This window comes from Affinundibacterium flavidum (genome assembly GCF_014284175.1).
GTDB classification, from domain to species: Bacteria; Pseudomonadota; Gammaproteobacteria; order Burkholderiales; family Burkholderiaceae_D; genus Undibacterium; species Undibacterium flavidum.
Window position 1 is genome coordinate 1 of record NZ_JACOGA010000098.1, and the last position, 214, is coordinate 214.

The window sequence follows — 214 nt, forward strand, 5'->3', positions numbered from 1 at the left end:
GCATCGACTTTATCTGTCTTTGTTCGAACTAAGCGTGAAGCACCGAAAGCCTTAATCTGTGCTGGGTTGATGACACTGACGGGAAATTTTTGTTCTGCAAAGTAGTGCGCAACCGCTTCCCAATAAATGCCTGTCGCTTCCATGCAAACATGCGCGATAGAAGCGCCTTGTTTGCCGAGCCAAATACTCAATTCCTTGAATCCTTGCTGGTTAT

At 46.3% G+C, this 214-nt stretch carries 1 protein-coding gene; it reads right to left on the minus strand.

The features are described 5' to 3' along the window. Positions 1-191, minus strand: a 191-nt coding sequence (locus H8K55_RS21525; RefSeq protein WP_230408760.1) for an IS110 family transposase, incomplete at its 3' end; no start/stop codon positions are given. Positions 192-214: the final 23 nt, after the last annotated feature.